This is a genomic window from Streptomyces sp. NPDC059900 (assembly GCF_050270335.1).
Lineage (GTDB): Bacteria > Actinomycetota > Actinomycetes > Streptomycetales > Streptomycetaceae > Streptomyces.
Genome location: NZ_JBNNJZ010000030.1, coordinates 1 through 23,633 on the forward strand (window position 1 = coordinate 1; position 23,633 = coordinate 23,633).

Genomic DNA, 23,633 nt, shown 5'->3' on the forward strand with positions numbered 1-23,633 from the left:
GGCCTGGACCGCATCGACCAGGACGACACCGCGGGCGACAAGAAGTACACGTACCCCGACGCGGCCGGTGAGGGCGCCACGGCGTACGTCATCGACACCGGTGTCCGCGTCAGCCACAAGGACTTCGGCGGCCGTGCCACCTCCGGCTTCGACGCCGTCGACAACGACGACAACGCGGACGACGGCAACGGCCACGGCACGCACGTCGCGGGCACCATCGCCGGCGAGGCGCACGGCGTCGCCAAGAAGGCGAAGATCGTCGCGGTCCGCGTCCTGGACGACCAGGGCTCCGGCACCACCGAGCAGGTCGTCGCGGGCATCGACTGGGTCACCAAGAACCACGAGGGCCCCTCGGTCGCCAACATGAGCCTGGGCGGCGGCGCCGACGAGGCGCTCGACGCGGCGGTCCAGAAGGCCATCGCCTCCGGCGTCACCTTCGCGGTCGCGGCCGGCAACGAGTCCTCGGACGCCGGTCAGGGCTCCCCGTCCCGCGTGAAGGAGGCCATCACGGTCGCCTCCTCCACCAAGGACGACGAGCAGTCGGACTTCTCCAACTTCGGCAAGGTCGTGGACATCTACGCCCCGGGCTCGGACATCACGTCCGACTGGAACACGGGCGACGACGCCACCAACACGATCTCCGGTACGTCGATGGCCACCCCGCACGTCGTGGGCGCAGCGGCCGTCTACCTCGGCGCCCACCCGGACGCCAAGCCGGACGCCGTCTCCAAGGCGCTGACCGACGGCGCGACCGCCGACAAGATCTCGAACCCGAGCGAGGGCACGCCCAACAAGCTGCTCAAGGTCGTCGAGTAACACCTGGCAGTCGCACCCGGCCGGGCCATACCCCCACGACACGCACCCGGCCGGGCAGCACCCACAGGGCAGGCGGCCGCCGCGCCCACCCCCACGGGGCGCGGCGGCCGTCTTATGGTGTGCGGATGACGGTCAAGGCATACGCGGCGCTCCTGCGCGGCATCAACGTGGGCGGCAAGAAGAAGGTGCCGATGGGGGAGTTGCGTCCGCTGCTCTCCGGACTCGGATTCGGCGACGTACGCACCCATCTGCAGAGCGGCAACGCGGTCTTCACCACCGCGGCCGATGACGCCGGCGGAGAGGACGCCCTGGCCGCGCGGGTCAGCGAGGCCATCGAGGGGCACTTCGGCTTCGCCGTGGACGTCCTGGTGCGCGACGGCGCCTATCTGAAGGCGGTCGCCGACGCCTGCCCCTTCCCGGCGTCCGCCCTCGAAGGAAAGCAGCTGCACGTCACGTACTTCTCCGAGCCGGTCGACGCGTCCCGGCTCGACGGCCTCGACCGGGCGGCGTTCCTCCCCGAGGAGTTCCGGCTCGGCGACCGTGCCCTCTACCTCTACACGCCGGACGGACTCGGCCGCTCCAAGCTGGGCGAGGTCCTCTCGCGCCCCGCCCTGTTCAAGGGCGTCATCGCCACGTCCCGCAACTGGAACACCGTCACCAAGCTGGTGGAACTGACCGGGGAGCCGGACCATGGCTGACCGGACCCCCGCCGTCGACGCCGCCATCGAGGCCGAACTGCGGCTGCTCGCCCCCGAGGTGCGTACGCAGCCCGCACTGCTCGCGCAGCTGCTGCACCCGGAGTTCACCGAGTTCGGCGCCTCCGGCACCCCCTGGGACCGCGAGTCGATCATCAAGGCCCTCGGCGAGAACACGCACCGCACCGGCCGCCCGATCATGACCTCCCGGATGCGGGGCGTCGAACTCGCCGACGACGTCGTCCACCTGACCTTCGACACCGAGAGCAACGGCCGCAGGGCGCACCGCAGTTCGCTGTGGCGACGGCACGAGGGCCAGTGGCTGCTCTGGTTCCACCAGGGAACCCCGTTCGGCCCGGACGGCCCGTCGGAAACCTGATCTTCCCCGGCCGGATGTGCGAGGCTCGGCTCCATGCGCTACATCATCATCGGAGCAGGGGCGATCGGCGGCACGGTGGGCGGACGCCTCGCCGGGAGCGGCCATGACGTGGTCCTCGTCGCGCGGGGCGCGCACTACGAGGCGGTACGGGAGAACGGCCTTCGGGTCAGGACGGCCGACGGGACGGCCGTCCACCGGCTGCCCGTCGTGCGGACCCCGGAGGAACTGGGCGAGTTGCGCGCGGACGACGTGCTCTTCCTCGCCGTGAAGACGCAGGACTGCGCCGCGGCCCTCGACGCCTGGAGCGGACGCCCGGTGGCCGGCGGCGGAACGGCCGCCGAGGTCCTTCCGCTGATCTGCGCGCAGAACGGCGTGGAGAGCGAGCGCATCGCGCTGCGCCGCTTCCGGCGGGTGTACGGGATGTGCGTCTGGCTGCCCGCGACCCACGTCGAGCCCGGCTCGGTCTCCGCGGCGGGTGCCCCTTACACGGGCATCCTGCATCTGGGCTGCTACCCCGGGGGCACGGACGACACCGCCCGGCTCGTCTCCGCCGATCTGGAGAAGTCGAAGCTGCTCTCGCCCGTCGTGCCGGACGTGATGCGCTGGAAGTACGGGAAGCTGCTCGCCAACCTCGCCAACTCCATCGAGGCGGTCACGGGCGTGCTCGCCGGCCAGGAGGCCATCGCTCTCTACCGGCGGGCACGCGCGGAGGGCGAGGCGGTGCTCGCCGCCGCGGGCATCGAGGCGGTGGGCGAGCAGGAGCAGAAGGAGGCGCGGGGCGACCGCGTCAGCTTCGAGCCCTTCGACGGCTCGGAACGCGGCGGCGGCTCGTCCTGGCAGAGCCTGAGCCGGGGCACGGGCACCATCGAGGCGGATTACCTCAACGGCGAGATCGCGCTGCTCGGCCGCCTGCACGCGGTGCCGACGCCGGTGAACGACGCCCTTCAGGCCGTGGCGAACACGTTCGCGCGCGAACGGCGCGAGGCGGGGTCGATGACGGTGGCCGAACTGCTGGGCCGGGTGGCGCAGGCAGAGGAATTGGCCCGCCCGTAGTAAGGGTGAATGGCCCACAAGAGTGCGCCATTTGCTCGGTAGGGTCGGCTCATGACGACGACGGAAGACACCTCGAAGGCTTCCGGGGAAACCGCTCCCCGGACCCGCATCGACTTCTGGTTCGATCCGGCCTGCCCCTTCGCCTGGATCACCTCCCGTTGGATCCTGGAGGTCGAGCGCGCCCGCGACCTCGACCTCCGCTTCCACGTGATGAGCCTGTACTTCCACAACACCGGCAACGAACTGCCCGACTGGTACCGGGAGCTCGTCGACAAGTCGATCCGTCCGGTACGGGTCGCCGCCGCCGCGGCCGAGCAGCACGGCGAGGACGTGCTCCGGGACCTCTACACGGCCTTCGGAACCCGCATCCACCAGGACAAGAACGAGGACTTCGACCAGGTCATCGCCGAAGCCCTGGCCGAGACCGGCCTGCCCGCCGCCCTGGCCGGCGCCGCGTACGACCCGGCGTACGACGACGCGGTGCGCCGCAGCCATGACGCGGGCAAGGACCCCGAGGAGGGCGCCTACGTCGGCACCCCCACGATCCACGTCGACGGCACCGTCTGGTTCGGCCCCGTGCTGCGGGCGATTCCGCGCGGCGACGACGCGGTGCGGCTCTTCGACAGCTTCCGGGTGCTCGCGGGCTGCCCCGACCTCTTCGAGCTGAAGCGCACCCGCACCGGAGGCCTGGACTTCAGCTGAGCGCCGAGGTCATCAGGAGCGTCGTACGGCCGTTGTCCTCCGGGACCGACCGGCCCTGCTTATAGCCCAGGCGCTTGAGGACCGTGAGCGACGCGGTGTTCTGGGCGTCCACCGTCGCGTGCACCTCGGACAGGGACAGGGTCTCGTGGCCGTACGCGGTGAGCAGCCGGGCCAGCTCCGTGCCCAGGCCCTTGCCCCAGCTGCCCCTGAAGAGGCCGTAGACGATCTCGTGGCCGTCGAGCCAGCTCTCGGGCGACGGCTTTATCTCCGCGTGCCCGATATAGCGCCCCTCGTGCCGCACCGCCCACACCGGGAACTGGTTCTCGGCGTACACGAGCCCGAAGATCCGGCGGAACAGCGCATGGGTCTGCTCCACGCTCTGCATCCCGTCCCCGAACCAGCGCCCCACGGCCTCGTCCTGGAGCAGCGAGACGAACTGTTCCTCGTCGGCGGCGACGTACGGGGACAGGCTCAGGCGTTCGGAACGAAGTACGGGGGTCATCGGCGTGACGGTAGGGGCACGAGCGGCCCTTCGGCAACCGGATTGACTAAGCCGTGGGACGCGGCAGCCCGATCGGATTGGGGAACGGGACGAGGCCCGCCGCGAGGATCTGCCGCACCGGGCGTTCGAGTGCGGCCAGGAGCGCGTCCGCGTCCCTGGCCGCGAGCGGACGCAGCAGCCGGGCCGCGAGGCGGTCCGTGGCGTCCTCGATCAACTCCCGCTCCGTGCGGCCGTGCTCGGTGATGTGTCCGTCCCCGTCGAGCAGGCCGCGCCCGCGCAGCCGGTCCACCGCATGCTCCCACTCCTGCTCGGTCCACCCCCTGTCGTGCCGGATGGTGTCCGGGTCCACGCGGCCCGTGGCGGCGGCGAGCACCACCGCCTCGCAGGCGTCCAGGCCGTGGTCGGCCAGCGCGGCGACATGCGCGTCGCCCCTGAACTCGCGGACACAGGTGACCAGTTGCCACAGCCGCTGCACCGGGTCGGTCCGGTCGCTCACGTCCCGGTTCGCCGCGAACAGCGGGCGGGCCGGCGAAGGGGCGTCCTCGACCATCGCCGCCAGGGGCGGGCACAGCGCGACGGCCTGGTCGTCGATGCCCGGCACCAGGGCGCGAAGGGCCCGCGCCGTGCAGGCCGCGCGCTCCTCCACGATCCGGCCCGGCGACACGTACTGCCAGGCGGATGGCAGGGCCCGCGCCACCATGCCGGGGGCGAAGACACCCAGCGAGGCCGTCGCCGGACCCGCCTCGATCGGGCCCATGGGAGCCGTACGGGCCGCGAAATAGCCCATCCAGAAGCCCTTGAGGCCCAGCGACCTGCCCAGATCGCGGCAGCGCTCGTCGAAGTAGATCACTGCGTGCAGAGGCTCGGTCCGCAGCCAGAGCGTCCGGGATCTGGTGAGGGTCATGAACCCACAAGCTAGGCCAGCACGGGAACCCGCGCCACCCGCCCGACCACACCGGACCCAGAACGTGCCTCGTCGTAGCGCTGCACGAGCAGCCGCGCCAACCCGGCCGACGCGCCCAGGACTTGAGCGGTGACGTCCGCGTCGGCCGCGCCCCGCGCGATACGGTCCGGCAGGAAACCGGGCGCGATGACATAGGGCGCCACCGCCACCCGGCGCACACCGAGTTCCCGCAACTCCCGCACGGCGTCCTCCGTGCGGGGCAGAGATGCGGAGGCGAACGCAGGCCGCACGGCGCACCAACCGGTGTGCCGCCACTCCCGCGCGATTTCAGCGATCACTGCGATCGCCTCCGGGTCCGATGACCCCGCCGCGGCCAGCACGACCCCGGTCGAGGACTTGTCGGCGGGCGTGAGGCCCGCCTCGTACAGCCGCTCCTCCAGAGCGGTCAGGAGCAGCGGCGAGGGGCCGAGCACCGCCGCCTGCCGGATACGCAGGCGGGGCGGCGCCTGGCTCAGGACCGCGGGGATGTCCGACTTCGCGTGGAACGCCCGGGTGAGGAGCAGGGGCAGCGCGATCACGTCCCGTACGCCCTCGGCGTCCAGGGATTCGAGCACCTCGGGGACCGAGGGCGAGTCGAAGTCCAGGAAACCGGTCTCCACCCGCAGCCCCGGCCGCTGCTCCCGCACCCGTCGCACCAGGGCGCGCACCGTCGCGGCATGCCGCGGATCGCGGCTGCCGTGAGCGACGACGAGCAGGACGGGACGGCCGTACATGGCAGGTCAGCTCCTCACCAGGAGTCCTCGGCTGCGCAGCACGCGCCGCTCGAGGGGACTGAAGATCAGCAGGTCGATGGCGATACCGACGATCAGGATGAGGAAGATCGCGAAGAACACCTGGGACATGCTGCTGTTCGTGCGGCCCGCCTCCAGGAGCTGCCCGAGCCCCATGCCCAGGTCGGGGGATTGCGCGATGATCTCCGCGGCCATCAGCGAGCGCCACGAGAACGCCCAGCCCTGCTTGAGACCGGCCAGGTAGCCGGGCAGCGCCGCGGGCATCACGATGTGCCAGGTGTGGCGCAGGCCCGTCGCCCCCAGGGTGCGGCCCGCGCGCAGGAACAGCGGCGGCACCTGGTCGACGCCCGCGACCAGGCCGTTGGCGATCGAGGGGACCGCGCCGAGCAGGATCACCGCGAACATCATCTGGTCGTTGAGGCCGAGCCAGATCACGGCCGGCGGCACCCACGCCACCGACGGCAGTGACTGGAGGCCGGACAGGATCGGGCCGATCGCCGCCCTGACGAACCGCACCCGGGCCACGATCAGGCCCAGCGGCGTACCGATCGCCAGCGCCATCAGGAAGCCGAGCAGACCGCGCGAGACGGACGTCCAGATGTACTCCAGGAGCGTCCCCTCCAGCCAGGCTGCCTGCACCTCGTCCCAGACGGCCGAGGGCGCGGGCAGCTTGTAGGAGTCGGTGACCTTCGCCCACACCAGGATCTGCCACACCACGAGGACGAGCACGACGGCGGTCACGGGCGGCAGGATCTTCTTGACGAAGGTCTGCCGGAAGGGCGTACGCCGGGTCTGGACCGCGTCGAGCGCGTCCAGGCCCGCCTCCAGACCGGCCAGGTCCTGGCTGCTGTCCCGGTCGGTCGTGTCGACCTTGTCGACCGGAGTGTCAGTCCTTGCCATGTCGGCGGATCTCCCCACGCAGTTGTTCGGTGATCTCGACGGACAGTTCCGCCACGGCGGGGTCCTCGATGCGGCGCGGGTGGGGGATGTCGACCCGCCACTCGTGCGCCACCCGGCCCGGACGCGACGAGAGGAGCACGACGCGCTCGGCGAGGCGCACGGCCTCGCGCACGTTGTGCGTGACGAACAGGACGGAGACGTTGGTCTCGCGCCAGATGCGGGTCAGTTCGTCGTGCAGGACGTCGCGCGTGATCGCGTCGAGCGCCGCGAACGGCTCGTCCATCAGCAGGATCTTGCTGTCCTGCGCGAGGGCGCGGGCCAGGGCCACCCGCTGGCGCATGCCGCCGGACAGCTCGTGCACCCGCTTGCCGTACGCCCCTTGCAGCCGTACGAGACCGAGGAGCTCCTCGGCGCGCTCGCGCCGCTCGGCCTTCCCGACGCCGCGCAGCTTCAGGGCTAGCTCGATGTTCTTGCCCGCGGTCAGCCACGGGAACAGCGCGTGCTCCTGGAACATCAGGGCCGGGCGGCCGTCGGTGGCGATGTCGCCCGCCGACGGCTCGTCGAGCCCGGCCACCAGATTGAGCAGCGTCGACTTGCCGCAGCCCGAGGCCCCCAGGAGGGTGACGAACTCGCCGGGAGCGACATCGAGCGTGATGTCGTCCAGGACGAGCTGCTGCCCGGCGGGCGTGGCGAAGGACTTCGAGACATGCTCGATCCGGGCTGCGTGCGGGGCGGCCGTGATGTCCTCCGCCGCCTTGGCGAGGGTGCTTGTCGCCATGGTCGTCACCTCCTGGGAACTGGTCTGATTCCGGGGTTACTTGACGCCGAGACCGGCGTCGTCGACAGGGGACTTGCCCTCGGCCTTCAGGACCTTGTTCAGCGGCCTCAGGTCGTAGATGCCCTTGAGGTTCGGCTTGTCCAGGAGGCCTGCCTTGACCGCGTGGTCGGCCTCGGAGTCGAGCGTGGCGGCCAGCGGGTCGTCCGTGGTCTGGATGGACTTCCACGCCGGGTCGATGACGTCGGCGGGCAGTTCCTTGCCGGACGCCTCCTTGAGGGCGGCGTTGGCGGACGCCTTGGCCTTTTCCGGGTTGTCCTTGATCCACTGGTTAGTCTTCACCGAACCGCGCAGGACGGCCTCGACGACCTTGGGGTGCTCCTTGAGGAACGACTGCGACACGATGATGTTCGTGATCACGAACTTCTTGTCCGGCCACAGGTCGGCCTCGTCGAGGATCGCCTTGCCGCCCTCGGCGACCAGCTTCGACGCGGTCGGCTCCGGTACCCAGGCGCCGTCGATCGAGCCTGACTTGTAGGCGTCAGGGGTGATCTTGTTGTCGGTGCGGACCACCGAGACGTCGCCCTTGCCGCTCTCCGCGTCGACCTTCCAGCCCTTTTCCTTGATCCAGTTCAGGAAGGCGACGTCCTGGGTGTTGCCCAGCTGCGGCGTGGCGATCTTCTTGCCCTTGACGTCGTCCAGGGACTTGATCTTGTCCGGGTTGACCACCAGCTTCACGCCGCCGGACGCCGAGCCGCCGATGATGCGCAGGTTCTTGCCCTGGGACTTGGTGTAGCCGTTGATGGAGGGCGACGGGCCGATCCAGCCGATGTCGATCGACTTCGAGTTCAGCGCCTCGATCTCGGAGGGGCCCGCGTTGAACTGCGTGTACTTGGCCTTCGTCGCGCCCAGTTCCTTCTGGAACAGGCCCTCCTGGTCACCGACGAGCGCGGTGGCGTGCGTGAGGTTCGGGAAGTACCCGATCTTCACCTCGTCCAGGCCCTCGATCTTCTTCGCACCCGCGGCCACTTCGGCCTTGTCGTTGTCGTCGGCCGCGTTGGATCCGTAGCCGCAGGAGGTGAGCACTACGGCGAGCAGTGGCAGGGCTGCCACGGCGGCAAGGGCACGGCGGCCGCCGGTGGTGCGTGGAGCGCGGAAGCTGGCAGGCACGGGAGGTGGTCCTCTCGTTGGCCCGGCCTGCGCCGTCAGGGCGCGGCCGGGAGATCGGCAGGTTTTCGTCTTCGCAGGTCGAACTCGCGGGGGGTGTGGGCGCGCAGGCAGTGCGCGTACGTCATCACGCACATCGCCCGACCCCGCCCTGCCCGCTGCCGAGGGCGCCGCTGCCGATGCGGCCGCCCTCCTTCGCGAAGGTCGAGAAGTAGTCGATGGAGGTCATGGTCAGAAGTCCCAGCCCTCGTCGTCCGCCGCCTTCTTGGCCTCTTCGACCGTCTCGACGGTTTCGGCGAAGGCGTCGCCCGCCATGCCCGCCGCGAGCGTCGTGCCGTCGGCCGGGTCGATCAGGAGGAAGGACCCGGTGCGGCGCGACGCGGCGTAGGAGTCGACGGCGATCGGCTCGGCCGTGCGGATGACGACGCGGCCGATGTCGTTGGCGACCAGCTCGCCGGGGGCCGGGTGCTGGGAGAGGTCGTCCAGGGTGAGCCGCGAGGGGATGTCCTTGACGATCGCCTTGACCGTGCGGGTGGTGTGCTTGAGCAGCACCCGCTGGCCGACGGCCAGCGCCGTGTCCGCGACATGGCAGACCGTCGCCGTGAGGTCCTGCGAGGTCTGCGGCTGGTCGCCGCTCGGCACGATCAGGTCGCCGCGCGCGATGTCGATGTCGCTCTCCAGGAGCAGCGTCACGGACTGCGGCGTCCAGGCGACGTCCACCGGCTCGCCGAGCAGGTCGATGCCCGAGATCTTCGACGTCTTGCCCGAGGGAAGCACCGTCACGGACTCGCCGACCCGGAAGGTGCCCGCCGCGATCTGTCCGGCGTAGCCCCGGTAGTCGGGGTGCTCGGCGGTCTGCGGGCGGATCACGTACTGGACGGGCAGGCGCGCGTGGCAGGAGGTCAGGTCGTGGCTGACCGGGACCGTCTCCAGGTGCTCCAGGACCGTGGGGCCGCCGTACCAGTCCATGTTGGAGGACGGCTCCACCACGTTGTCGCCGGCCAGCGCCGAGATCGGGATCGCGGTGATCTCCGGGACCCCCAACTGGCTCGCGTACGCGGTGAATTCCTCGGCGATCTTCGCGAAGACGGTCTCCTCGTACGCGACGAGGTCCATCTTGTTCACGGCGAGCACCACGTGCGGGACGCGAAGGAGGGCGGCGACGGCGGCGTGCCTGCGGGTCTGCTCGATGACGCCGTTGCGGGCGTCGACCAGGACCACGGCGAGGTCGGCGGTGGAGGCACCGGTGACCATGTTCCGGGTGTACTGCACGTGCCCCGGGGTGTCGGCGAGGATGAACCGGCGCTGCGGGGTCGCGAAGTAGCGGTAGGCCACGTCGATGGTGATGCCCTGCTCGCGCTCGGCCCGCAGGCCGTCGGTGAGCAGCGCCAGGTCGGGCGCCTCGGCGCCGCGGCTGGCGGAGGCACGCTCCACGGCTTCGAGCTGGTCGGTGAGGACCGACTTGGAGTCGTGCAGGAGGCGGCCCACGAGGGTGGACTTGCCGTCGTCGACGGAACCGGCCGTGGCGAAGCGCAGCAGGGTGGTGGCCGACAGCTGCTCGTTCGAGAGCGGCTGCGCCTTGTCGGGTTCGGTGGTGCTGGTCATGGTTAGAAGTACCCCTCGCGCTTGCGGTCTTCCATCGCGGCCTCGGACATCTTGTCGTCGGCGCGGGTGGCGCCGCGCTCGGTGAGACGGGACGCGGCGATCTCGGTGATGACGGCGTCAAGGGTGGTGGCGTCGGAGTCGACGGCGCCGGTGCAGGACATGTCGCCGACCGTGCGGTAGCGCACGAGGCGCTTCTCGACGGTCTCGTCGTCCTTGGGACCGCCCCACTCGCCGGCGGTCAGCCACATCCCGGAGCGCCGGAACACGTCACGCTCGTGCGCGAAGTAGATCTCGGGGAGCTCGATGCCCTCGCGGGCGATGTACTGCCAGACGTCCAGCTCGGTCCAGTTGGAGATCGGGAAGACGCGGACGTGCTCGCCGGGGGCGTGCCGGCCGTTGTAGAGCTGCCACAGCTCGGGGCGCTGGCGGCGCGGGTCCCACTGCGAGAACTCGTCCCGCAGGGAGAACACCCGCTCCTTGGCGCGCGCCTTCTCCTCGTCGCGGCGCCCGCCGCCGAAGACCGCGTCGAACTTCTCGCTCTGGATCTTCTCGGTGAGCGGCACCGTCTGGAGGGGGTTGCGCGTCCCGTCGGGGCGCTCGCGCAGCTTGCCCGCGTCGATGTAGTCCTGCACGGAGGCGACGTGCAGGCGCAGGCCGTGCTCGGCGACCACGCGGTCGCGGTAGGCGAGGACCTCGGGGAAGTTGTGCCCGGTGTCCACGTGGAGGAGCGAGAAGGGGATCGCCGCGGGGGCGAAGGCCTTCAGCGCCAGGTGCAGCATGAGGATCGAGTCCTTGCCGCCGGAGAAGAGGATCACCGGCCGCTCGAACTCGCCCGCCACCTCGCGAAAGATGTGCACTGCCTCGGACTCAAGGGCGTCCAAGTGGCTGAGCGCGTACGGGCTGTCGGTGCCCTCGCTCACGGTGGCCACGGTCGTGGTCATGCCAGACCCCTTTCGATGAGCAGCGCGCGCAAGGCCGCCGCGGACTCCTGCACGGTCTGGTCCTGGGACTCGATGCGCAGATCGGGTGACTCGGGTGCCTCGTAGGGGTCGTCGACCCCGGTGAGACCGGAGATCTCACCGGCCGCCTGCTTGGCGTACAGCCCCTTCACGTCGCGTACGGAGCAGACCTCCACCGGCGTGGCGACGTGGACCTCCAGGTAGGGCGTGCCGCCCTTCTGGTGGCGTCCCCGCACCGCCTCGCGGCTGTCGGCGAACGGGGCGATCACCGGCACCAGGACCTTCACGCCGTTACGGGCGAGCAGTTCGGCGACGAAGCCGATGCGCTGCACGTTCGTGTGCCGGTCCGCGCGGCTGAAGCCGAGGCCCGCCGAGAGGAACTCGCGGATCTCGTCGCCGTCGAGCACCTCGACCCGGTGGCCCTCGTCGCGGAGCTTGCCCGCCAGTTCGTACGCGATGGTGGTCTTGCCCGCGCTGGGCAGGCCGGTGAGCCAGATGGTGGCTCCGGTGGTCACGTGCTTCTCCGATACGTGTCGGGACTCTGCGGCTTCGTGCGGCTGTGTCATCAATGGATCCCGCACTCGGTCTTGGCGTTGCCCGACCAGCGTCCGGCGCGCGCGTCCTCGCCCTCCAGGAGGCGGCGGGTACAGGGCGCGCAGCCCACGGAGCCGTAGCCGTCCATCAGGAGGGGGTTGGTCAGGACGCCGTGCTCGGTGACGTAGGCGTCCACGTCGTCCTGCGTCCAGCGGGCGATCGGGGAGATCTTGACCTTGCGGCGCTTCTCGTCCCAGCCGACGACCGGGGTATTCGCCCGGGTCGGGGACTCGTCGCGGCGCAGACCGGTCGCCCACGCGGCGTACGAAGTCAGGCCCTCCTCAAGGGGCTTGACCTTCCGCATGGCGCAGCACAGGTCGGGATCGCGGTCGTGCAGCTTCGCGCCGAACTCGGCGTCCTGCTCGGCGACCGTCTGCTTCGGCGTGAGCGTGATGACGTTGACGTCCAGCACGGCGGCGACGGCGTCACGCGTGCCGATCGTCTCCGGGAAGTGGTAGCCGGTGTCGAGGAACACGACGTCCACGCCGGGGCGGGCCCGCGAGGCGAGGTGGGCGACGACGGCGTCCTCCATGGAGGAGGTCACGCAGAAGCGCTCGCCGAAGGTGTCCACGGCCCACCGCAGGATCTCAAGGGCCGAGGCGTCTTCCAGGTCCCGCCCCGCCTGCTCGGCGAGCGCCTTCAACTCGTCGTCCGTACGCTGCTCCTGGACCTGAGCGGTCGTCATATCTCTTCCCCTCCGACGTCGTTGCGCTGAACTCCCCGGGCGAGCAGCCCGAGGAACTTCAACTGGAAGGCTCGATTGCACGCGGCGCATTCCCAGGCGCCGTGACCGGTCTCGTTGGGGCGCAGGTCCTCGTCGCCGCAGTAGGGGCAGTGGAAGGGGGCGGCGCGCTCGCTCACTTGAGGGCCTCCTCGCTGGCACGGGCCACCCAGGTGGCGAAGCGCTCGTCGTCCGCGCGCTCCTCCTGGAAGCGCGTGAGGACCCGCTCGACGTAGTCGGGCAGTTCGGCCGACGTGACCTTCAGGCCGCGCACCTTGCGGCCGAACCCGGCCTCCAGGCCCAGCGCACCGCCGAGGTGCACCTGGAAGCCCTCGACCTGGTTGCCCTCGTCGTCCAGGACGAGCTGGCCCTTGAGGCCGATGTCGGCGACCTGGATGCGGGCGCAGGCGTTCGGGCAGCCGTTGATGTTGATGGTGATCGGCTGGTCGAACTGCGGGATGCGGCGCTCCAGTTCGTCGATGAGCGTGGCGCCGCGCACCTTGGTCTCGACGATCGCCAGCTTGCAGAACTCGATGCCGGTGCAGGCCATGGTGCCGCGCCGGAAGGGGGAGGGCGTCACCCGCAGGTCGAGGGCTTCGAGCCCCGCCACGAGCGACTCGACCTGCGCCTCTTCGACGTCGAGCACGATCATCTTTTGCTCGGCGGTGGTACGCAGACGGCCCGAGCCGTGGGCCGCGGCGACATCGGCGATCTTCGTGAGCGTCGCGCCGTCCACGCGTCCGACGCGGGGTGCGAAGCCGACGTAGAAGCGGCCGTCCTGCTGCTTGTGCACGCCGAGGTGGTCGCGCCAGGTGCCGGCCGGCTGCTCGGGCGCGGGCCCGTCGAGGAGCTCGCGCTTGAGGTACTCGTCCTGGAGGATCTGCCGGAACTTCTCGGGGCCCCAGTCGGCGACCAGGAACTTCAGGCGGGCGCGGGTGCGCAGCCGGCGGTAGCCGTAGTCGCGGAAGATGCCGATGACGCCGGACCACACGTCCGGCACCTCGTCGAGCGGCACCCAGGCGCCGAGCCGCACGCCCAGCTTGGGGTTGGTGGAGAGGCCGCCGCCGACCCAGAGGTCGAAGCCGGGGCCGTGCTCGGGGTGGTTGACACCGACGAAGGCGATGTCGTTGATCTCGTGCGCGACGTCCAGCTGCGGCGAGCCGGAGATCGCCGTCTTGAACTTGCGCGGCAGGTTCGAGAACTCCGGGCTGCCGATGAAGCGGCGGCTGATCTCGTCGATCGCGGGGGTGCCGTCGATGATCTCGTTCTCGGCGACACCGGCGACCGGCGAGCCGAGGATGACGCGGGGCGTGTCACCGCAGGCCTCGGTCGTGGACAGCCCGACGGCTTCGAGGCGCTCCCAGATCTCGGGGACGTCCTCGATGCGGATCCAGTGGTACTGGACGTTCTGCCGGTCGGTGAGGTCGGCGGTGCCGCGTGCGAACTCCTGCGAGATCTCGCCGATGACGCGCAGCTGCTCGGTGGTGAGGCGTCCGCCGTCGATGCGGACCCGCAGCATGAAGTACTCGTCGTCCAGCTCTTCGGGCTCCAGGACGGCCGTCTTGCCGCCGTCGATTCCCTGGCGGCGCTGGGTGTAGAGCCCCCACCAGCGCATACGGCCGCGCAGGTCGTTCGGGTCGATGGAGTCGAAGCCGCGCTTCGAGTAGATCGTCTCAATGCGTGTCCGCACATTGAGACCGTCGTCGTCCTTCTTGAACTGTTCGTTGCCGTTGAGCGGCGTGAAGTGGCCAACGGCCCACTGGCCCTCACCACGGTGACGGCTCGCCTTGCGCCGGGGCGCGGCAGTCGTGGGCTTTTCGGGGGTGGCAGCCATGGCTATACGTCCTTCAAGGCGGGCTGAGGGCGGCTCTCACCTGCACACTTCGCGCAGAGGGCGCGGCGGTGCGCAGGGGAGTGATGAAGCGGGGGAAGTCGTCGGCGCTGGTGCTGTCAGCTCGCCGGACACATGGCGCTGGACATGCGGCAGAGATCGACGTGACGCCGACTCACCAAGGCAATTCCAGTGCGATCCATGACGGAAGCGTGTCACGGGACTTTCGGCCCAGTCCACCATTATCCAATATGTGGACGTGAGGGTCTCGAAATGCGAGACACTGTGGTTTCAGTCACCCACTCGGGCCTCGTTCGCGCGGAGGGCTAGGCGCCGGGCCACGGCCCGGGAGTGGCGACATCGGGCTCCTGCTCGACCATCGTGTCGAACAGCTTGAAGCCCCGCCGCAGGTAATTGTCCATGGCGTGCTCGCCGTCCTTGGAGCAGGTGTGCAGCCACACCCGCTTGGTCGCCACCAGCTCCGGCCAGCGCTCGGCCAGGTCCCAGGCCCGCCGCACCCCGTACGAGAGCAGATACCCGCCGATCCGGCGCCCCCGGAAGGCCGGGATGAGCCCGAAGTACACGATCTCCACGACACCGCCGTCCTGCGCCGCCAGCTCCACGTACCCGGCGGGTGTCCCCTTCTCGTACGCGACCCAGGTCTCCACGCCCGGCTTCCCGAGCTGCTCCTGCCACTGTGCGTAAGAGAGGGAGAGCCGGTCCGTCCAGCGGATGTCGCCGCCCACGGAGGCGTAGAGGAAGCGGCTGAACTCCGGGGAGGGAATCTGGGCCCGGACGATCCGCACGTCGTCGCCCTCGGGCGCGGCGGCGGGAAGCAGATCGCCGGGAGCGGTCTGCTCCAGGGACCAGGTGGTGACAGTGAGGCTCATGCCGGTCAGAGAATCACGGGGCGGGGGTACCGGCCAAGGCGGGGCGGCCCCGACGTGCGACGCGGTGGGATCTCACCCCGGCATTCAAGGCTCGGGCACCCTGCGCGCCGCGCGCACCGCCGGGGCCGTCGAATGCGGGAGCAGGTTCGCGGGGTGGTCGGGGAGGAGCACGTCCACGTCCACGTCCTCGGGGAAGCGGTAGGGGCGGTGGGCCAGGAGGTTGCCCAGATAGCGGCGGACCCGGGAGAGCTCGGCGCGGACCGTCACCGTACGGGCCGGGTCGCCGAACATGTCCTCGGCGAGCTCCGAGGCGCTGCGGCCCTTGCGGTGCGTGCACAGCAGGAAAAGGAGCTCGGCGTGGCGCGGGCTCAGCTCATGGGTCCAGCCGCCCGCGCTGCCGCCCTCCACGGTGACCGACCAGCGCCGCGGCGCCCGCACGTCCAGGACGAGCCGCCGCGCGGCCGGCGGCTGCGGCTCCTCCTCGACACGCAGCAGCCAGCCGCCGGGCAGCGGCTCCACCGCGCAGGGGCCGAGCGAGGGCAGCCAGGTGTGGCCCGCGGCCAGGGAGCCGGGCAAGGCGAAACGATTCGTCGGCGGCATTCCCGTGATCGCCGCCGTCCATCCATGGGAGTCCACCGCGACGGCGCGCCCCTCGAGGCGGGCGACGACCGGCGCCGCCACCGAGCGCAGCCGGTCCAGCGCCGAGGCGTGGTTCTCCCGCAGCCGGGCCTCGGCGAGCTTGGCCACCGAGTCGACCAGGGCGAGCATCGTGGGATGCATGGTGGTCAGCGGACCGCTGATGTCGACCACGCCGAGCAGACGCCCGTCACGGGGATCGGTGACGGGGGCGCCCGTGCACGTCCACTGGTGGTGCGTCTCCACGAAATGCTCGGCGGAGAACACATGCACGGGGCGGCGCACGACGAGCGGCGTCCCCACGCCGTTCGTGCCGACGACGCCCTCGCTCCAGTCCGCGCCCAGCTCGAAGCCGAGCGAGTCCGCCTTGCGCAGCACCGTGGCGTTGCCCTCGCGCCACAGGACCCGGCCCTCGGCGTCACAGACGACCATGATGTGGTGCGCCGCGTCCGCCACCGAGACGAGCGCGTCCCGCAGCAACGGCATGACCTCCGCGAGCGGCGACGCCCGCCGACGGGCCTCCAGCTCCTCGACGCCGAGCAGCTGCGAGCGGAAGTCCCGGTCCGGGTCGACCCCGCCGAGCAGCATCCGCCCCCAGGACTCCTGGATCACCGGGCGGGGCAGCACCCGCGGCCGCTGTCCGTTCAGCGTGGCGTGGCGCACGCTCGCGAGCAGCCGCGCGGCCTGCGTGCAGTCCATGGAGGAGATCCGCGCGAGGTCAATCGTGGAGGCCGAGGTCGCCATCCACCCATCGTGCCCCGTCAGCGGCGGCAAGGGTGTTGGTTCAGTAATGAACCGATGTAGTCCGGCAAAGAACCGATGACTGCAACGGTCTGCAACTCTCGCCGACAGGCGCACGGCGTCCGAAGCTGATGTCCGACGCCGTTCACGCGGCGCCGACGCTCCTCAACGGGGCTTGAACGCGGGGGTGGTGCCGTGTCGGCGCAGCACCACCCCCGCGTATCGCGCTAGTTCCCGCCGGGCGCCGCCCGCTCCACCACGGACGCCAGATCGAGGCTGTGCGGCAGTGTTCCGAAGGCCGAACCCCAGTCCCCGCCGAGCCGTGAGGCGCAGTACGCGTCGGCCACCTCCGGGGGTGCGTACCGCACGAGCAGCGAACCCTGGAGCACGAGTGCCATCCGTTCGGTGAGCCGGCGGGCCCGCGCCTCGATGCCGTCCAGATCGGCCAGTTCGGTCAGGAGCGCCTTGATCGCGCCGTCCAGGCGGTGATCGGCGCCGCGCGCGAGACCGACCTCCTGGAGGAAGGCGTTCAGGGCCTGCGGCTCCCGTTGCAGCGCGCGCAGCACGTCGAGGGCCTGTACGTTGCCCGAGCCCTCCCAGATCGAGTTGAGCGGCGACTCGCGCAGCAGCCGCGGCATCCCCGACTCCTCGACGTATCCGTTGCCGCCGAGCACTTCGAGGGCCTCCACCACCAGCGGCGTGCAGCGCTTGGTCACCCAGTACTTCGCGGCCGGGACGGCGATCCGCAGGAACGCCCGCTCCTGCTCGCTCCCGTCGTCGTACGCCGCCGCGAGCCGCAGCGCGAGCGTCGTGGCCGCCTCCGACTCCAGGGCCAGATCCGCCAGTACGTTGCGCATCAGCGGCTTGTCGACGAGCTTGCCGCCGAACGCCTCGCGGTACGTGGCGTGGTGCACGGCCTGCGCGACGGCCTGCCGCATCAGCGCCGCCGAGCCCACGACACAGTCGAGCCGCGTGGCCGCCACCATGTCGATGATGGTGCGCACCCCGCGCCCCTCCTCGCCGACCCGGCGCGCCCACGTCCCGTCGAACTCGACTTCGCTGGACGCATTCGACTTATTTCCCAGTTTGTCCTTCAGGCGCTGAATGGCGAAGGCGTTACGGGTGCCGTCGTCGAGCACACGTGGCACGAGAAAACACGTGAGTCCCGCGTCGGCCTGGCCGAGCACGAGAAAACCGTCGGACATGGGTGCGGAACAGAACCACTTGTGCCCCGTGAGTTCATAGGCGCCTTCTTCCGCGAGAGCACGCGCGCGTGTCGTATTCGCCCGCACGTCACTTCCGCCCTGTTTCTCCGTCATGCCCATCCCGAAGAGCACTCCGGCCTTCTGCGACGCGGGGCGCAGACCTTCGTCGTAGACCGGAGAAGTCAGCCGGGGCTCCCATTCGGCGGCGAGCGCCGGATCGGCCCGCAGCGCGGGCACCGCCGCGTGCGTCATCGAAATCGGACAGCCGTGCCCCGCCTCGACCTGCGTCCACACCAGGAATCCGGCCGCGCGCCGCAGATGACCGCCCGGCCGTGACCAGGCCGCGGTCAGGCCCGCCGACACCGCCTTGCCGAGCAGCCGGTGCCACGAGGGATGGAAGGCGACTTCGTCGATGCGATTCCCATAGCGGTCATGGGTGTGCAGAACGGGCGGATTCTCATTGGCCGAAAACCCCCATTCCCGCGCCTGGACCGATCCCGCCGTACGCCCGAGTTCGGAGAGTTGCTCGCGCGCGTCACCGAGAAGTGCGGGATCGAGATGCCGTTCGACTCCCTCTGCGAGAGCCCGGTCAGACGTAAAGACGTCATATCCCACCAGGGGCGGAGCCTGGTTGGTCACTGTGTGGGTGGTGGCTGCCATGCCGCTACGGTAAGGAGGTGCACCAGGCAAAAGAAACACCCGGGAGGCCGAGCGGCCGCTGGAACCGGGCCCGCGCTCTCTACAGCAACGTCTCCAAGCGCAGGACTGCCTGGCTGCTGCTCAAGGACACGGTCAACTCGTGCGTCGAATACCGGATCCTGGGTCTCGCGGCCGAGGCGGCGTTCTTCACGCTGCTCTCCGTGCCACCGCTGCTCCTGAGCCTGATCGGCCTGCTTGCGTACGTGGACCGGTGGACCGGCGCGAACACGATCGCCAGCGTGGAGAACAACATCCTGGAGGCGTCCCGCACGGTCCTCTCCGACAAGGGCGTCAGCCAGATCGCGCAGCCGATACTGGAGGACGTCATGCGGGTCGGCCGCCCCGACGTCATCTCCATCGGCTTCCTCTTCGCCCTGTGGTCGGGCTCGCGCGCCGTGAACGTCTTCATCGACACGATCACGGTCATGTACGGCCTGGACGGCGCCCGCGGCATCGTCAAGACCCGGCTGCTCGCGTTCGGCCTGTTCATCGTGGCGCTGCTGATCGGTTCGGTGGCGTTGCCGCTGATGGTGGCGGGGCCCGATGCGGTGGTGAATCTGGTGCCGGGCTCGACGACGGTGGTCCAGGTCCTGTACTGGCCCGTGGTGACGCTCCTGTCGGTGGTGTTCCTGACGACGCTGTACCACGTGTCCGTGCCGGTGCGGTCGCCCTGGGTGGAGGACATGCCGGGGGCGTTGATCGCCCTTGGCATGTGGGTGCTCGGCAGCTTCCTGCTGCGGATCTACCTGACCAGCACGGTCGAAGGGCCCACGATCTACGGTTCGTTGGCGGCGCCGGTGGCGGTGCTCCTGTGGATCGGCGTGTCCGCGTTCGCGGTCCTGGTGGGGGCCGCGGTGAACGCCGCCATCGACCGGGTGTGGCCCTCCGTCGCCACGGCGGCGGCGCGCGCGGCCAACGACCGGATACGGGAGGCGCGGGCGGTGGAGGTGGTGGCCCGTGCCGCTGCGGCGCGTGAGGCGTCCGCCGATCCCGACGACCAGGACATGCCCTCCGAGTTCCCGGAACGCTGGTCCCGCTTCCTCCCCCCGGACGACGTCTCCTCCCGCCTGCGCACGCACGTCAAGAAGCCCTCCGGCGGGGGCGGCAGCAGCGGGAGCAACAGCGAGCAGCCTCCTCCGGAGTAGGGGCGGACGTCATCACCGGCTCCGCCGGGTTCGTCCTCGAACGCCGGACGGGCTGGAAGATCCAGCCCGTCCGCCGGTTCATCCCTTCCAGACGCCGGCCTCCGCATGCTCCCTGGCAAACTCCCCGAAGTCCCTCGCCTCCCGGCCCAGAACCTCCCGCACCCCCTCGGAGAGATGCGCGTTGCGCCCGTCCAGGTTCGTCTCGAAGAGTTCGACCAGGAACTCCCGCTCCTGCGCCGGCACCCCGAACTCCGCCAGCGCGGCCGCGTACTCCCGGGCCGGCACGGGAACGTAGCGGATCTCCCGCCCGGCGGCCGCCGCGATCTCCCCCACCGCGTCGCGGAACGACAGCAGCCGCGGCCCCGACACCTCCACGATCCGCCCCGCGTGGTCCGAGCCGGGGCGCAGGACCGCCACCACCACATCCGCGATGTCCCGCGAGTCGATGAACGGTTCGAGCACCTCCCCGGCGGGGAACACCAGCTCCCCGGCCCGCATCCCTTCGAGCAGCGGCCCCTCGCTGAAGTTCTGGGCGAACCAGCTCGCCCGTACGACGGTCCACTGCGCACCCGACTCCCGCACCGCCCGCTCGGCGGGCGCCGCCTGGTCCTCGCCCCGCGCGGACAGGAGCACGAGCCGCCGCACGCCGAGCTCCACCGCCCGGCGGGCCAGCGCGCCCACCGCATCGCCCGCGCCGGGCGCGCCGACGTCCGGCTGGTAGGCGAGGTACGCGGCGTCCGCGCCTCGCAGCGCGTCATCCCACGTCGAAGGGTCGTACCAGTCGAACTTCACGGCCCCCGACCGCGAAGCGGCCCGCACCGTGTGTCCGGCCGCCTCGGCGGCCTCCGCGACCCGGCGCCCCGTCTTGCCGGAGGCACCCGTGACGAGCACTGTCATCTTCTGCGTCCGCGACGCGTTCTCTGTCATGCGTCCCAGTCAACTGCCGCCCGCCACAAGGAACCATCCGCCAGGGGCTCACCCCCATACGCGTGCGTCTACTCTTCCGGCATGGACGTACTCGCAGGCTTGCTGGAGGGCCCCCGCGCGCGGGGAGCCTTCATGATCCGCGCGTGCTTCGACCCGCCCTGGTCCGTGCGCATCGCGGACGAAGCGCCCCTCTCGGTCATGATCATGGTGCGCGGCACCGCCTGGATCGTGCCCGACAGCGGCGAACCCCAGCTGATCCGCCCCGGAGACGTCGCCGTCGCGCGCGGCCCCGATCACTACACCGTCGCCGACGAGCAGGACACGCCGCCCCGCGCCATGATCCGGCCCGGCGAGCGCTGCGTGCCCCTCGACGGCACCCCGATCGGGCAGTACCGCGACCTGGGCCTGCGCACCTGGGGCGAATCGCTCGACGGCGGCGCCGAGATGCTGATCGGCACCTATCAGGCGCACGGCGAGATCACCGGGCGGCTCCTGGACGCGCTGCCCCCGCTGCTCGTGCTGCCCACCGAGGTGTGGGACTGCCCGCTCACCCCGCTGCTCGCCGACGAGATCGCCAAGGACGAGCCGGGGCAGGACGTCGTGCTCGACCGGCTGCTCGACCTGCTGATGATCGCCACGCTGCGGGCCTGGTTCTCCCGGCCGGAGGCGGAGGCCCCCGCCTGGTACCGGGCGATGGGGGACCCGGTCGTCGGACAGGCGATCCGGCTGCTCCAGGACGACCCCGCGCACCCCTGGACGATCGCGGCGCTCGCCGCGAAGGCGGGGGTCTCGCGGGCCGCGCTCGCCCGGCGCTTCACCGAACTCGTGGGCGAGCCCCCGATGGCGTATCTGACGGGCTGGCGGCTCGCGCTCGCCGCCGACCTGCTGCGGGACAGCGACCAGACGATCGCCTCGATCGCCCGCCGCGTCGGCTACGGCAGCGCGTTCGCCCTGTCCAGCGCCTTCAAGCGGGTGTACGGGGTCAGCCCGCAGGAGCACCGCTCACGGGTCGCGTGAACCCCGCCGCGCGCCCCCGGCGGCGTAGCCTGGAAGACGTGTCGTACGAGAGCGTCGAGTACGCGGAGCGGCCGTCCCGGGTCGCGGGCGCGGTGCTGTGGACCCGCACCAGCGGCGGCGCGCCGGGTCCCGTCTATCCCGTCCTGCCCGACGGCTGCATGGACCTTCTGTGGACCGGCGGCAGGCTCATGGTCGCGGGGCCCGACACACGCGCGCACCGCCCCGACCCGCAGGCCGCCGCCCGGTACGTGGGAATCCGTTTCTACCCCGGCACCGCCCCCGCCTTCCTCGGCGTGCCCGCGCACGAACTCCGCGACCGGCGCGTGGACCTCGCCGACCTGTGGCCGTCCGCCGAGGCCCGCCGGCTGACCGAGCGCATGGACGCCGCCCGCGATCCGGCCGCCGCCCTGGAGTCCGCCGCCCTCGCGCGCGCGGACGGCGCGGGCCCGCCCGACCCGCTGCTCGCGCACGTCGTCAAGGCACTGGACGCGGGACGGTCCATCGCGGCGACCGCCGACGAGGCGGGCATCAACGCCCGCCTCCTGCACCGGCGTTCACTCGCCGCGTTCGGCTACGGCCCCAAGACGCTGGCCCGGGTCCTGCGACTCCAGCGCGCCCTTGCCCTGGCCAGGGGAGGCCTCGCGTACGCCCAGACCGCGGTCGTCGCGGGCTTCGCCGACCAGGCCCATCTGGCACGCGACGTCAAGGAGCTGACGGGGATGCCGCTGAGCGAGCTGCTCAGCCCCCGGCAGGCGTAGCCAGCGGCGCGAACAGGTCGACGCCGTTGCCGTCCGGGTCGGCGACGGAGGCGTACCGCTGGCCCCAGAAGGCGTCCCACGGCTTGAGCTCACCGTGGTACCCGGCGGTGACCAGCTCTTCGTACACCGCGTCGACGCCCGCGGGAGTCTCGCAGTGGAACGCGATCCCGATGCGCCCCGAGCTCTGCGGCGGCTCCCAGTTCTCGACGAAGGAGCTGATGGTCGCCTCCGTGTCGAAGGCGATGCGCAGACCGCCGGGGAGCGCAGCCTCCACGTGCGGCTGGTCCTCGGCGCCCGCGGGAAACTCCAGGCCGAGGCGACGGTAGAAGGCAAGGGTCGCCGCCATGTCGGAGACGACCAGGCCGATGAGATCGAAGCGGGGTGTGATGTTCGTGTTCATGCCCCGAGCGTAGGCAGCCGCGCCCGGACCGTCTTGAAGAAAACGGACGCCGCGCCACTCCTTGCCGCCGCCCGCGCGCAGTCGTACATGTGGGCATAAGGGGCAAGCACGGGGACGAGGGGAGTTGACCGCCATGTCCGCCACGCCCACGCCGACCACGCCGCCTTCGCTCGGCAAACACCCGATCGGTCCGGTCAGTCCGGTCAGCCTCGAGGGGCAGTACGACGTCGGGCTTTCCCGGTGGCTCTGGCTGGTGAAATGGGTGCTCGCGATCCCGCACTACGTCATCCTGCTCTTCCTGTGGATCGGCTTCGTGCTCATCACCTTCGTCGCGTTCTTCGCCGTCCTGTTCACCGGCCGCTATCCGCGGCTGCTCTTCGACTACAACGTCGGTGTGCTGCGCTGGAGCTGGCGCGTCGAGTACTACGCGTACGGATCGCTTGCCACCGACCGCTATCCGCCGTTCGCCCTGGCGGACGTCGCCGACTACCCGGCCCATCTGGACATCGCCTACCCCGAGCACCTCTCCAGGGGCCTCGTCCTCGTCAAGAGCTGGCTCCTGGTCGTCCCGCAGCTCATCGTGGCCGCGCTGATGGCGGGCGGCTACCGCTTCAACGGCGGCCTCACCGGGCTGCTCGCCTTCTACGCGGGCGTGACCCTGCTCTTCACCGGGCACTACCCCCGTGGCATGTACGACCTCAACATGGGTCTGCACCGGTGGGTCGCGCGCGTCCTGGCGTACGGCCTGCTGCTCACGGACGTCTATCCGCCGTACCGGCTCGACCAGGGCGAGCGCGAACCCGCCGGCTGAGATCCCGGCC

Annotated in this window: 27 protein-coding genes; 9 read left to right on the top strand and 18 right to left on the bottom strand. The window is 70.8% G+C overall.

Translation table 11 applies throughout. The annotated features are described in order from the left end of the window. The 5 genes from ACQKIP_RS07375 to ACQKIP_RS07395 form a co-directional block, all read left to right on the top strand. A partial coding sequence (locus ACQKIP_RS07375) for a S8 family peptidase (RefSeq protein ID WP_427742440.1) occupies nucleotides 1-816 on the top strand: 816 nt, incomplete at its 5' end. A gap of 125 nt (nucleotides 817-941) precedes the next feature. Continuing rightward, on the top strand, nucleotides 942-1,514 hold the full coding sequence (locus tag ACQKIP_RS07380; RefSeq protein WP_365858644.1) for a DUF1697 domain-containing protein: 573 nt from the start codon (nucleotides 942-944) through the stop codon (nucleotides 1,512-1,514). Then, nucleotides 1,507-1,890, top strand: a complete 384-nt coding sequence (locus ACQKIP_RS07385; RefSeq protein ID WP_365858646.1) for a DUF4440 domain-containing protein — start codon at nucleotides 1,507-1,509, stop codon at nucleotides 1,888-1,890. The genes ACQKIP_RS07380 and ACQKIP_RS07385 overlap by 8 nt, the downstream gene beginning before the upstream one ends. Nucleotides 1,891-1,923: 33 nt before the next feature. After that, nucleotides 1,924-2,943, top strand: a complete 1,020-nt coding sequence (locus ACQKIP_RS07390) for a ketopantoate reductase family protein (RefSeq protein WP_365858648.1) — start codon at nucleotides 1,924-1,926, stop codon at nucleotides 2,941-2,943. 51 nt (nucleotides 2,944-2,994) lie between these two features. Beyond that, nucleotides 2,995-3,645 carry a DsbA family protein gene (locus tag ACQKIP_RS07395; RefSeq protein WP_365858650.1) on the top strand — a complete coding sequence of 217 codons (651 nt, stop codon included), beginning with the start codon at nucleotides 2,995-2,997 and terminating at the stop codon, nucleotides 3,643-3,645. Here ACQKIP_RS07395 and ACQKIP_RS07400 read toward each other — a convergent pair. The 16 genes from ACQKIP_RS07400 to ACQKIP_RS07475 form a co-directional block, all read right to left on the bottom strand. Continuing rightward, nucleotides 3,638-4,147: a GNAT family N-acetyltransferase gene (locus ACQKIP_RS07400; RefSeq protein ID WP_365858652.1), complete on the bottom strand. Its 510-nt coding sequence runs from the start codon at nucleotides 4,145-4,147 to the stop codon at nucleotides 3,638-3,640. The two genes, ACQKIP_RS07395 and ACQKIP_RS07400, sit on opposite strands and share 8 nt — an antisense overlap. Before the next feature lie 46 nt (nucleotides 4,148-4,193). Beyond that, nucleotides 4,194-5,051 carry an SCO6745 family protein gene (locus ACQKIP_RS07405; RefSeq protein ID WP_365858655.1) on the bottom strand — a complete coding sequence of 286 codons (858 nt, stop codon included), beginning with the start codon at nucleotides 5,049-5,051 and terminating at the stop codon, nucleotides 4,194-4,196. 11 nt (nucleotides 5,052-5,062) lie between these two features. Next, entirely contained in the window at nucleotides 5,063-5,824 is a 762-nt protein-coding gene (locus ACQKIP_RS07410; RefSeq protein WP_365858657.1) for a sirohydrochlorin chelatase, read from the bottom strand. Between the two features lie 6 nt (nucleotides 5,825-5,830). Then, a complete protein-coding gene (locus ACQKIP_RS07415; RefSeq protein ID WP_365858659.1) occupies nucleotides 5,831-6,742 on the bottom strand; it encodes an ABC transporter permease in 912 nt (303 codons plus the stop codon). Next, complete coding sequence (locus tag ACQKIP_RS07420) at nucleotides 6,729-7,520, bottom strand: ABC transporter ATP-binding protein (protein WP_365858661.1); 792 nt, start codon at nucleotides 7,518-7,520, stop codon at nucleotides 6,729-6,731. Before ACQKIP_RS07420 ends, ACQKIP_RS07415 begins: the two co-directional genes overlap by 14 nt. A gap of 36 nt (nucleotides 7,521-7,556) precedes the next feature. Beyond that, on the bottom strand, nucleotides 7,557-8,687 hold the full coding sequence (locus ACQKIP_RS07425; RefSeq protein WP_365858663.1) for an aliphatic sulfonate ABC transporter substrate-binding protein: 1,131 nt from the start codon (nucleotides 8,685-8,687) through the stop codon (nucleotides 7,557-7,559). Nucleotides 8,688-8,915: 228 nt separating this feature from the next. Further along, nucleotides 8,916-10,289, bottom strand: a complete 1,374-nt coding sequence (locus ACQKIP_RS07430; protein WP_365858665.1) for a sulfate adenylyltransferase subunit 1 — start codon at nucleotides 10,287-10,289, stop codon at nucleotides 8,916-8,918. 2 nt (nucleotides 10,290-10,291) lie between these two features. Beyond that, nucleotides 10,292-11,230, bottom strand: coding sequence for a sulfate adenylyltransferase subunit CysD (gene cysD / locus ACQKIP_RS07435; protein WP_365858667.1), 939 nt, complete (start codon nucleotides 11,228-11,230; stop codon nucleotides 10,292-10,294). Continuing rightward, nucleotides 11,227-11,814, bottom strand: coding sequence for an adenylyl-sulfate kinase (gene cysC, locus ACQKIP_RS07440; RefSeq protein ID WP_365858669.1), 588 nt, complete (start codon nucleotides 11,812-11,814; stop codon nucleotides 11,227-11,229). The genes cysD and cysC overlap by 4 nt, the downstream gene beginning before the upstream one ends. Next, nucleotides 11,814-12,527, bottom strand: a complete 714-nt coding sequence (locus ACQKIP_RS07445; protein WP_365858671.1) for a phosphoadenylyl-sulfate reductase — start codon at nucleotides 12,525-12,527, stop codon at nucleotides 11,814-11,816. The genes cysC and ACQKIP_RS07445 overlap by 1 nt, the downstream gene beginning before the upstream one ends. Beyond that, nucleotides 12,524-12,703 (bottom strand): hypothetical protein, encoded by a 180-nt coding sequence (locus ACQKIP_RS07450; RefSeq protein ID WP_365858673.1) that lies wholly within the window; start codon nucleotides 12,701-12,703, stop codon nucleotides 12,524-12,526. The genes ACQKIP_RS07445 and ACQKIP_RS07450 overlap by 4 nt, the downstream gene beginning before the upstream one ends. Next, nucleotides 12,700-14,397: a nitrite/sulfite reductase gene (locus tag ACQKIP_RS07455; protein ID WP_365858675.1), complete on the bottom strand. Its 1,698-nt coding sequence runs from the start codon at nucleotides 14,395-14,397 to the stop codon at nucleotides 12,700-12,702. Before ACQKIP_RS07455 ends, ACQKIP_RS07450 begins: the two co-directional genes overlap by 4 nt. Nucleotides 14,398-14,513: 116 nt before the next feature. Then, complete coding sequence (locus ACQKIP_RS07460; protein ID WP_323178717.1) at nucleotides 14,514-14,597, bottom strand: putative leader peptide; 84 nt, start codon at nucleotides 14,595-14,597, stop codon at nucleotides 14,514-14,516. Between the two features lie 123 nt (nucleotides 14,598-14,720). Beyond that, on the bottom strand, nucleotides 14,721-15,284 hold the full coding sequence (locus ACQKIP_RS07465) for a GNAT family N-acetyltransferase (protein ID WP_365858677.1): 564 nt from the start codon (nucleotides 15,282-15,284) through the stop codon (nucleotides 14,721-14,723). 84 nt (nucleotides 15,285-15,368) lie between these two features. After that, a complete protein-coding gene (locus ACQKIP_RS07470) occupies nucleotides 15,369-16,664 on the bottom strand; it encodes a GAF domain-containing protein (protein WP_365858679.1) in 1,296 nt (431 codons plus the stop codon). Nucleotides 16,665-16,888: 224 nt separating this feature from the next. Then, nucleotides 16,889-18,526, bottom strand: coding sequence for an acyl-CoA dehydrogenase family protein (locus tag ACQKIP_RS07475; protein WP_365858681.1), 1,638 nt, complete (start codon nucleotides 18,524-18,526; stop codon nucleotides 16,889-16,891). A 17-nt stretch (nucleotides 18,527-18,543) separates the two neighbouring features. Between ACQKIP_RS07475 and ACQKIP_RS07480 the strand changes: the two genes are divergently transcribed. Then, nucleotides 18,544-19,710, top strand: coding sequence for a YihY/virulence factor BrkB family protein (locus ACQKIP_RS07480; RefSeq protein ID WP_365858683.1), 1,167 nt, complete (start codon nucleotides 18,544-18,546; stop codon nucleotides 19,708-19,710). A 78-nt stretch (nucleotides 19,711-19,788) separates the two neighbouring features. Here the strand turns inward: ACQKIP_RS07480 and ACQKIP_RS07485 are convergent, their stop codons facing one another. After that, a complete protein-coding gene (locus ACQKIP_RS07485; protein ID WP_365858685.1) occupies nucleotides 19,789-20,637 on the bottom strand; it encodes an NAD(P)H-binding protein in 849 nt (282 codons plus the stop codon). Nucleotides 20,638-20,718: 81 nt separating this feature from the next. Here ACQKIP_RS07485 and ACQKIP_RS07490 point away from each other — a divergent pair, with 81 nt between their 5' ends. After that, nucleotides 20,719-21,654 (top strand): AraC family transcriptional regulator, encoded by a 936-nt coding sequence (locus ACQKIP_RS07490; protein WP_365858687.1) that lies wholly within the window; start codon nucleotides 20,719-20,721, stop codon nucleotides 21,652-21,654. Nucleotides 21,655-21,692: 38 nt separating this feature from the next. Further along, entirely contained in the window at nucleotides 21,693-22,412 is a 720-nt protein-coding gene (locus tag ACQKIP_RS07495; RefSeq protein ID WP_365858689.1) for a helix-turn-helix transcriptional regulator, read from the top strand. On the opposite strand, the gene ACQKIP_RS07500 is transcribed toward ACQKIP_RS07495, so the two are convergent. Beyond that, nucleotides 22,393-22,812 (bottom strand): VOC family protein, encoded by a 420-nt coding sequence (locus ACQKIP_RS07500; protein WP_365858691.1) that lies wholly within the window; start codon nucleotides 22,810-22,812, stop codon nucleotides 22,393-22,395. The two genes, ACQKIP_RS07495 and ACQKIP_RS07500, sit on opposite strands and share 20 nt — an antisense overlap. Nucleotides 22,813-22,945: 133 nt before the next feature. Here ACQKIP_RS07500 and ACQKIP_RS07505 point away from each other — a divergent pair, with 133 nt between their 5' ends. After that, the gene (locus ACQKIP_RS07505; RefSeq protein ID WP_365858693.1) at nucleotides 22,946-23,623 is read left to right on the top strand and encodes a DUF4389 domain-containing protein; all 678 of its coding nucleotides are present in this window, start codon (nucleotides 22,946-22,948) and stop codon (nucleotides 23,621-23,623) included. Nucleotides 23,624-23,633 lie beyond the last annotated feature (10 nt).

Excerpts from the sequence above, each read along its gene's own strand:
- ACQKIP_RS07380 (WP_365858644.1), top strand. The coding sequence starts at position 942 with ATGACGGTCAAGGCATACGCGGCGCTCCTGCGCGGCATCAACGTGGGC.
- ACQKIP_RS07385 (WP_365858646.1), top strand. The coding sequence starts at position 1,507 with ATGGCTGACCGGACCCCCGCCGTCGACGCCGCCATCGAGGCCGAACTG.
- ACQKIP_RS07390 (WP_365858648.1), top strand. The coding sequence starts at position 1,924 with ATGCGCTACATCATCATCGGAGCAGGGGCGATCGGCGGCACGGTGGGC.
- ACQKIP_RS07395 (WP_365858650.1), top strand. The coding sequence starts at position 2,995 with ATGACGACGACGGAAGACACCTCGAAGGCTTCCGGGGAAACCGCTCCC.
- ACQKIP_RS07400 (WP_365858652.1), bottom strand. The coding sequence starts at position 4,147 with ATGACCCCCGTACTTCGTTCCGAACGCCTGAGCCTGTCCCCGTACGTC.
- ACQKIP_RS07405 (WP_365858655.1), bottom strand. The coding sequence starts at position 5,051 with ATGACCCTCACCAGATCCCGGACGCTCTGGCTGCGGACCGAGCCTCTG.
- ACQKIP_RS07410 (WP_365858657.1), bottom strand. The coding sequence starts at position 5,824 with ATGTACGGCCGTCCCGTCCTGCTCGTCGTCGCTCACGGCAGCCGCGAT.
- ACQKIP_RS07415 (WP_365858659.1), bottom strand. The coding sequence starts at position 6,742 with ATGGCAAGGACTGACACTCCGGTCGACAAGGTCGACACGACCGACCGG.
- ACQKIP_RS07420 (WP_365858661.1), bottom strand. The coding sequence starts at position 7,520 with ATGGCGACAAGCACCCTCGCCAAGGCGGCGGAGGACATCACGGCCGCC.
- ACQKIP_RS07430 (WP_365858665.1), bottom strand. The coding sequence starts at position 10,289 with ATGACCAGCACCACCGAACCCGACAAGGCGCAGCCGCTCTCGAACGAG.
- cysD (WP_365858667.1), bottom strand. The coding sequence starts at position 11,230 with ATGACCACGACCGTGGCCACCGTGAGCGAGGGCACCGACAGCCCGTAC.
- cysC (WP_365858669.1), bottom strand. The coding sequence starts at position 11,814 with ATGACACAGCCGCACGAAGCCGCAGAGTCCCGACACGTATCGGAGAAG.
- ACQKIP_RS07445 (WP_365858671.1), bottom strand. The coding sequence starts at position 12,527 with ATGACGACCGCTCAGGTCCAGGAGCAGCGTACGGACGACGAGTTGAAG.
- ACQKIP_RS07455 (WP_365858675.1), bottom strand. The coding sequence starts at position 14,397 with ATGGCTGCCACCCCCGAAAAGCCCACGACTGCCGCGCCCCGGCGCAAG.
- ACQKIP_RS07460 (WP_323178717.1), bottom strand. The coding sequence starts at position 14,597 with ATGGATCGCACTGGAATTGCCTTGGTGAGTCGGCGTCACGTCGATCTC.
- ACQKIP_RS07465 (WP_365858677.1), bottom strand. The coding sequence starts at position 15,284 with ATGAGCCTCACTGTCACCACCTGGTCCCTGGAGCAGACCGCTCCCGGC.
- ACQKIP_RS07470 (WP_365858679.1), bottom strand. The coding sequence starts at position 16,664 with ATGGCGACCTCGGCCTCCACGATTGACCTCGCGCGGATCTCCTCCATG.
- ACQKIP_RS07475 (WP_365858681.1), bottom strand. The coding sequence starts at position 18,526 with ATGGCAGCCACCACCCACACAGTGACCAACCAGGCTCCGCCCCTGGTG.
- ACQKIP_RS07485 (WP_365858685.1), bottom strand. The coding sequence starts at position 20,637 with ATGACAGAGAACGCGTCGCGGACGCAGAAGATGACAGTGCTCGTCACG.
- ACQKIP_RS07490 (WP_365858687.1), top strand. The coding sequence starts at position 20,719 with ATGGACGTACTCGCAGGCTTGCTGGAGGGCCCCCGCGCGCGGGGAGCC.
- ACQKIP_RS07500 (WP_365858691.1), bottom strand. The coding sequence starts at position 22,812 with ATGAACACGAACATCACACCCCGCTTCGATCTCATCGGCCTGGTCGTC.
- ACQKIP_RS07505 (WP_365858693.1), top strand. The coding sequence starts at position 22,946 with ATGTCCGCCACGCCCACGCCGACCACGCCGCCTTCGCTCGGCAAACAC.